Origin of the sequence: Parolsenella sp. LCP21S3_E11, assembly GCF_052118165.1 — a bacterium.
GTDB lineage: Bacteria > Actinomycetota > Coriobacteriia > Coriobacteriales > Atopobiaceae > Parolsenella.
On sequence record NZ_JBQKHS010000008.1, the window covers coordinates 39024 to 46161 of the forward strand.

The following is a 7138-nucleotide window of genomic DNA, read 5'->3' on the forward strand; positions in this document are numbered from 1 at the left end:
AAGTGCAGCCCCGGCGTAAAACCGGTTGATTCGCGAACGTATGACCCCGGGCTCGATGGGACACCTCCACTTTATGCCCGCCCGCATCCCCAGGAGCGCCAGCGAATGAAAAGCTTCGGTAAGCGGGCGTGGTTCAATGATGGGCGGTTCACATTTCGTGCACATTTTTAAGGTGTAGCACAAAGCAGGCCTGCGAGCTGCCGTTATATGAAATTGGTTTTGCTTTGTTTTAGACCTAAACATTTAGCTCCCGCTTTCGGAAGTGAGGTGCGGATCCTCTCGAGAAAGGCCGCGACACGAAAAAGTCGCCAAGTAGGGGGCTAAATCGCCCGAGCTCGAGTAGACCCACTCAAGAGCTCTCAGCGACCTCGGCTTTTGCGGGACAAAAAAGGCGTCTACTCGGCAGGAAGCCGATTAGCCCCCTACTTGGCGCACAAAAAAGAGGAGCGCCCCAATTGGGGCGCTCCTCCGCGCGATCGAGCTATGCGAATCCTGAATTTTCGCGCGTTTCTTTGTTGATTGCGAGCGGATATGCCGGCCACGCCGCGATTTCACTCGTGCGTCCCGCGAGATCGCTCGCGGGAACTCGCGCGCCTTCGTGGCTTCGCTCGAGGCCGCACGCACGTTTACACGGCTTTGGCCACGCGCTTAGTAGTTGGTCGCCTGCTCCTCGAAGTAAGCCTGTGGATGCTTGCAAACAGGGCAGACCTTGGGCGCGGCGTCGCCCTCATACAGATAACCGCAGTTGGAGCACTTCCAGACCTTAACGCCCTCGCGCTTGAACACCTCGCCGTTCTCGACACGTTCGGCGAGCTTGCGATAGCGCTCCTCGTGCGTGCGCTCGATACCGGCGACGCTCTCGAAGCGAGCGGCAATCTCGTCGAAGCCCTCCTCGCGAGCAACCTTCGCAAACTCGGGATACATGCTCGTCCACTCGCTGTTCTCGCCTTCGGCGGCATCCTTCAAGTTAGTGAGCGTGTCGGGCACATCGCCATCGTGCAGGTACTTGAACCACAGCTTGGCGTGCTCAGCCTCATTGCCAGCCGTCTCGGAGAAGATCTGCCCGATCTGGACGTAGCCCTCCTTCTTGGCGGCCTTGGCATAGTAGCCGTACTTCATCGATGCCTGAGACTCGCCAGCAAAAGCGGCCTCGAGGTTCTTCTTGGTCTTCGAATCGGCAAAGTTGGTAGCCATGGCGACTTCCTCTCTCTCTTGTGCGCCGCAATCCCAGGCGACGCCCCAATCGTACCACAGCTCTTCTACCCCAGGCGCGGGAGCAATACGCACGGCCGAACAATCAACACGTCACGCGCATCGCGCGAAAGCGCCAGCTGGCCGCGCACGCAGGCGGCAATCGCTCGCATACGAAAAGCGCAAACGCCCGCACACCGCCAGGGCAAGGCGGCGCAGAGACGCGCCACCAGCAATAAGGTCCCTGCTTGCGACGGCAAGATCGCAGCTAGACGACCCAACACCCCGAAGCCACCTCATGGCAGAAGCCCTCGGCGGCAAGCTCCTCGAGAATGCCCGAGGCGGCAGCCTCAGTAACGGCGGCACGCCCCGCCTTGGCCTCGAATTCCGTGAGCTCGAGAGTGGCGTCGGCGACAGAGACCCCCTCAATGCCCGCAGCAAGCAACAGCCTCACGAGGACGGCGCGCTTCTGACGATGTGACCCCTCAAAACGCGACTGCCTCACGTTCTCGCGAGAGCGACGGGATGGGTTGGGCAAGGTTCGCTTGAGGTGCGCGCCATAGTCAAGCAATGCGTAATACCAGGTACGCGGCGAGCACAGCACATCAGCACCGGCGATTGGCAGCGAGCCGTCGGGGCACGCCTCGGCCACGAGCGGCCGAAGGGCGGAATCCGGCACGCCCTCGGCACCGGGAAAGAGCTCGTGGAGAAAGACCGCGCGCACGTTTGTCTCGAGGTAGACGCCGGACAAGTCGAACGCGAAGGCGCGAATGCCGGCAGCCGTCGCGGGACCAATCCCCGGAAGCGCCCTGAGGTCGGCCTCGTCGTAGGGCATAACGCCCGCGTGGCGTTCGCAAATCTCCCGCGCGGCGCGCCAGAGCGCGAGGGCGCGACGGTTATAGCCCAAGCCCTGCCACTCGGCGAGCACGTCTGCCGAGGTAGCGGCGGCAAGCGCGTCGACCGAGGGGAATCGGTCGAGCCAGGACTGCCATCTCCCGTCAACGCGAGAGACCTGCGTCTGTTGGAGCATCGCCTCGGAGACCCAAATCGCATAGGGATCACGCGTGCGGCGCCAGGGGAGATCGCGATACAGCTCGCGGCCCGCAAGATAGACGCGGTCGCGGAAGGCTTCGATACCCTCGCTCATCGATGCGCCACGCCGGACTCGCCGGGACGGGTGAAGCGGGCGTCCACGACGGGACGCGCGCGGCCAGAAACCGCCTCGGCAAGCGTCACCGAGGAGAGATAGCTATCGAGCAGCTCCTGAGCACCCCTCCAAATGGGATTGTATCCACAGGCGATGGCACGCGGGCACTCTCCCCCATCCGGACCAGCCGCAGCACAGCCGGAAATCGCAAGCGGGCCCTGCACGGCCTCGACGACATCGAGCAGGGTGACGGTCGACGGGTCAGCTACGAGACGCATGCCACCGCGAGAACCGCGAATACTCTCTATGACGCCGGCCTGAACGAGGTCGCGCTGAATCGAGCGCGCGAAGGAGTAAGGCACGTTGTTCTGGTCTGCCGCGGAACGAACGGAAACGACCCCGGAAGGCTCGCGGACGAGCTCTGCGAGCATGCGCAGAGCGTAGTCCGTCTTTCTCGAGATATCCAAGGCTACCTCCAGTTCAAACTCTGCCAACCGCGCTTCTTCGCAATGCGCGAGAGCGTGGTCCCCGGACAGACCGCGTAAGGCGTGTCCGCCAGCTCAAGCAGAGGCTCGTCGGTGAAGTGATCGCCATAGGCGTAGGCAATCGACCATTCGTGGCCGAAGCGCTCCTCTGCCCAAGCGACGACAGCCCGGACCTTCCCCGCACCCGCGACGACCTCGCCCTCAACCTTGCCGGTATAAGCGCCATCGGCGTCGCGCTCCATGCGCGTGGCGGCAACGCCGTCAATACCCAGGCGTTCTGCCGCAAGGCGGGCAATCTCGAAGAACGTCGCGGAAACGAGCACGGTAGCGCAGCCCTCATCGGCACGGCGACGAATCTCCGCCTTGGCGGCGGCCCGCTCGCGCGGCTCGAGAACCTCATGCGAGAAATCCCGCATGACCCGCGTGGCGTAATCGTAGCCATGGGCCCCGAGATCGCGGAAGATCAGCTCGCGAGCCTCATCCTGGCGGAATGGCAGGTGAAGCTTATAGCGAACTCCCCACCAGAACAGGCGCAACGCGGTGCGTTTCGTCACAAGCCCGTTCGAAAGCAGATAGCGCGAAAAGAGAGAGCCCGACTGACCGCTCAGAATCGTCCCGTCATAGTCGAAGACGGCGAGGCGAGCTGGGCCCATTGTTTGCGTCGGCGCAGTCACCATTAATCACCCCCGTGAAATGTGAGTGCGACCTAGCAATTTTAGCAAATGCGACCAGTCGCATGGCGTTTTGTGGGCCCTTGGTAATGGCACCGCAACTGAGGGAGTGGTCTCGTTCTCAAGGGGCGGCAGATTTAGCAGGCAGCTCGGCTCCAGCGACGGAGGCGGAATGACACAGGGTCGTCCAGGCAAAGAGATGCGCGGCCCGAGCGACTCGCCACGCGAGGAGGACCGCTCGCCCAAAACAAAAAGGGCCCTGGCGTGAACCAGGACCCTTCGAACATCCAATGGCGGGATATGCGGGGCTCGAACCCGCGACCTCCGACGTGACAGGCCGGCGCTCTAACCAGCTGAGCTAATACCCCGTGTCAGGTGCGAGAGCTATAGTACAGGAAACTCTCTAGCCCTGTCTAGTAACTTTTTCAAATTTCTTTGCCGGTTTTTGACAAAGACGCAACATACTCCAGCGCGAGCCATCTACCGGGGATATCGCTCGCTTCTTCTAGCTAAGAGGCACGGATTGCGAGACGCCATCGCCGGAAAGCGCAAGCGACCCGCCCTGAACCACGGCGCTTGCCACCGTGCCCGAACCAACGACGGGCTGGCCGTCGCCGCCAAGCAGCTGGGAAGCAGTTGAGCCATCGGCGGGAAGATAACAGATGATGTCCCACGTGCCGTCGGGCAGGTTCTCCGGAATATAAAGCGTGCCCTGATATAGGCAGACGGAGGCGGGGGTGCCCGAAAGCGCCGCTACCACCGCGGTCTCCCCACCTGCCGAGCTGCGGACAAGCTCCCAGCCCTGATCGCCCTGGCTCGTGGAATAGGTGTAAGCCCCAAGCTGGATACCCTCCTGCGCAGAAACGACCGTCTCGGCGGGAGCGGTCGTGGCGGCACCAGAAGCCTGTTTGGAGGAGCCGCCCAGGAGCGACGTGACAAGCATGACGAGAAGGACGGCTACCACGAGCGCGGCAACGCCAATGCCGACAAGAACCGGAAGCGGGGCCTTTGCCGAACGCTGGCGCGTGCCCCGACCGCGACGCGCTTCCTTGGGAAGAGACCTGCGAGCGGCAGCGGCAGCACGACCTGCGGTCTCGCGCGTAGAGATAACGGCACCCTGACCGCGACGGATCGTATTAAAGGAGCCCGTTGCCGCAGGGTCGACGTCAATGGGACGTGGCGCGTCGTCACCCGAGTAGGAGCCGGCCCCGTCGTCAGACGCGGTGACGGGAACCTGACCGGCGGCAACGCCAAGGTCCGTAGTGCCCCCGAGGTGGGCGAACTGGTGGGAAGAAGCAGTCGCGCGAGTTGCGTCCGCAAAGCGGGAGCCCCTGGCGCGAGCCGGCGCAGAGCCCTGACGATGGGCCGCGGCGGGCACGGACGCAGCCTGAGTGCGTGCAGACGCGGAATGCCCCGACACCGGAGGAACCCGATCCGCCGGTCGCGGCGTGGCGGCATGCGCGCCCATGTGGTGTCCGGAGACGGGGCACTGGCCAGACGCGGATGCGGCCCGCTGGGGCTGACCCTGATCCGGCTGTTTGAAGCGCTTTGCTGACATCGCCATTCCCCCTTTGTCGCGCGCGGCAGGCGGACGAAATGCCCGCCTCCGCTGACGACGAGATTCTACAGCTCTCTGCGGGCCTCAATCGCACGCCCTAGCGTGACCTCGTCCGCATACTCAAGGTCTCCACCAACCGGAAGACCACTCGCGAGGCGCGTCACGTGCACGCCGAGAGGCTTGATCGTACGCGACAGGTACGTAGCCGTGGTCTCGCCCTCGACGTCCGGATTCGTCGCGAGGATGACCTCGGTGACGGTGCCGTCTGCCAGGCGCGAGAGAAGCTCGCGCACGTGAAGCTGCTCCGGCCCGATCTTATCCATGGGCGAAATCACGCCACCGAGGACGTGATACAGGCCGTGGAACGCGCCCGTCCGCTCGATGGCGGAGACGTCACGGGGCTCCGAGACTACGCAGATCGAGGTCTGGTCGCGGCCCGGGTCCTCGCAGACGTCGCAGCGCTCGCGCGTCGCGTAGCTGAAGCAGACCGGACAGAAGTGAACCTGCTGCTTGACGTCGAGGATCGCCTGCGCAAGCCTACGAGCATCCTCGGCATCAGCGCCGAGGATGTGATAGGCGATGCGCTGGGCGCTCTTAGGCCCAATGCCCGGCAGGCGGCCAAGCTCGTCGAGCAGGCGACGCAAGGCGCGGCCATCATTGCGCGAGGCACCGAAGGGCTCTCCCTGGGCGCCGATTTGGTCGTAGGGCATAGGTTAGAAGAGCCCCGGAATGTTCATGCCGCCGAGACCGGTGGCGGCACTCATCTGAGAGCCGGCAGCCTCCTGGGCGCTGGAAAGGGCTTCGTTAACGGCAGCGAGGACCATATCCTGGAGAAGCTCGACGTCCTCGGGATCGCAGGCGTCGGGGCTAATCTCGATGGACTTGATCTGCATCTCGCCAGTAGCGACGACCTTGACCATGCCGCCACCGGTGGAGGAGGAGACCTCGAGGTCCTTGAGCTTCTCCTGCGCGGCAGCAAGCTGCTCCTGCATCTTGCGTGCCTGCTTCATCATCTGCTGCATATTCATCTGGGCCATGGGGGCTCCTTCGTCTATCGCCGAGAAAACGGCATTGGCAACTCTTCTACTTTACCCGCTGAGGGCCTTGCATGCCATCCGGCCTAGGCGTCGCCCTCAACATGGTCGATCTTGATTCCGGCTCCGAAGATGTCCATCATCGCGGAGCGAAGCTCTGCCTCGGAGGTGATGGGGTCAGACGATCCCGCCGCAGCGGAAGCCGCGGGAGGAACGGAAAGCGAGGGTGCCGCAGGCGCGGGAGCCGGCGCGGTCGCGGACGCGGGGGCAGCGGGCGCCTCGGGCTCGCTCGGGTCGGCGCCAAAGCCCACGGGCACGGAATCCTCGTCGCCAGGAACGAAGGCATCCTCGTCGTCATAGGGAACGTAGTCGTCATAGGGCGGCTCGTCTTCCTCGGTTGCGGGCGCCGGTTCGGGCGCGGCGGCCGGCGTGGGTGTCGGCGCGGGCGCGGATACCGGCGCGGGCGCCTGGACGGGAGCAGCGGACGCGGGCATGGGCGCCGGCGCGGAACCCGATACGGGGGCCGGCGTGGGTGCCGACGCAGGCGCGGTAACCGGCGCGGGAGAGACCGGCGCAGGCGAAGCAACGGCGGCAGGAGCCGGAGCGGGCTTGGGCGCGGCAACGGCGGCCGGGGCAGGTTTGGGCTCAGGCGCGGCAGGTGCCTCGGAGCCGACGAGCGCAATCTGGCGAGGGCCGAAGGCGGCCGTCACGGCGGCATCGAGAATCGCCTTCACATCTGCACGGCCGAGCATCAGGCGGACGAAAGAACCACCCGCGGGCAGTCCAAGCGTCAAGGTCGAGCCGTCATCAGACAGCGCGGTCACGTTAAGCAGCAACCCGCCACACGAGGGGTTGCTCTTGACGATGCCATCAACGACGCCCTTCCACGTGCGCTGGAGATTGCCAGCAGCGACCGACGAAGTGGGCGCGGGAGCCGGGGTCGCCGCGGGAGCGGGCGCGGGAGCAGCGGGCTTGACCGGCGTCGGAGCAGCCGTGGGTGCCGGAGCAGGCGCGGACCTGTCTCTTATACACATCTGACGCTGCCGACGATC

General features: G+C 64.5%; 7 protein-coding genes, 1 tRNA gene and 1 pseudogene. All 9 read right to left on the reverse strand.

What is annotated here, in order from left to right:
• Nucleotides 1-648 precede the first annotated feature (648 nt).
• The gene (gene rbr, locus ACTQ1Z_RS07465; protein ID WP_320679896.1) at nucleotides 649-1194 is read right to left on the reverse strand and encodes a rubrerythrin; all 546 of its coding nucleotides are present in this window, start codon (nucleotides 1192-1194) and stop codon (nucleotides 649-651) included.
• Nucleotides 1195-1459: 265 nt separating this feature from the next.
• A complete protein-coding gene (locus ACTQ1Z_RS07470; protein WP_441859932.1) occupies nucleotides 1460-2338 on the reverse strand; it encodes an adenine glycosylase in 879 nt (292 codons plus the stop codon).
• Nucleotides 2335-2832: an RrF2 family transcriptional regulator gene (locus tag ACTQ1Z_RS07475; protein WP_343005277.1), complete on the reverse strand. Its 498-nt coding sequence runs from the start codon at nucleotides 2830-2832 to the stop codon at nucleotides 2335-2337. The genes ACTQ1Z_RS07470 and ACTQ1Z_RS07475 overlap by 4 nt, the downstream gene beginning before the upstream one ends.
• Nucleotides 2808-3476, reverse strand: a complete 669-nt coding sequence (locus ACTQ1Z_RS07480; protein WP_320679901.1) for an HAD family hydrolase — start codon at nucleotides 3474-3476, stop codon at nucleotides 2808-2810. The genes ACTQ1Z_RS07475 and ACTQ1Z_RS07480 overlap by 25 nt, the downstream gene beginning before the upstream one ends.
• A 309-nt stretch (nucleotides 3477-3785) precedes the next feature.
• A tRNA-Asp gene (locus ACTQ1Z_RS07485) sits at nucleotides 3786-3862 on the reverse strand.
• 137 nt (nucleotides 3863-3999) lie between these two features.
• The gene (locus ACTQ1Z_RS07490; protein ID WP_441859935.1) at nucleotides 4000-5058 is read right to left on the reverse strand and encodes a hypothetical protein; all 1059 of its coding nucleotides are present in this window, start codon (nucleotides 5056-5058) and stop codon (nucleotides 4000-4002) included.
• Nucleotides 5059-5117: 59 nt separating this feature from the next.
• On the reverse strand, nucleotides 5118-5762 hold the full coding sequence (gene recR / locus ACTQ1Z_RS07495; RefSeq protein ID WP_317285393.1) for a recombination mediator RecR: 645 nt from the start codon (nucleotides 5760-5762) through the stop codon (nucleotides 5118-5120).
• 3 nt (nucleotides 5763-5765) lie between these two features.
• Nucleotides 5766-6089: a YbaB/EbfC family nucleoid-associated protein gene (locus tag ACTQ1Z_RS07500; protein WP_293814361.1), complete on the reverse strand. Its 324-nt coding sequence runs from the start codon at nucleotides 6087-6089 to the stop codon at nucleotides 5766-5768.
• An 83-nt stretch (nucleotides 6090-6172) separates the two neighbouring features.
• Nucleotides 6173-7138: pseudogene (locus ACTQ1Z_RS07505) on the reverse strand (hypothetical protein); the annotation flags it as partial.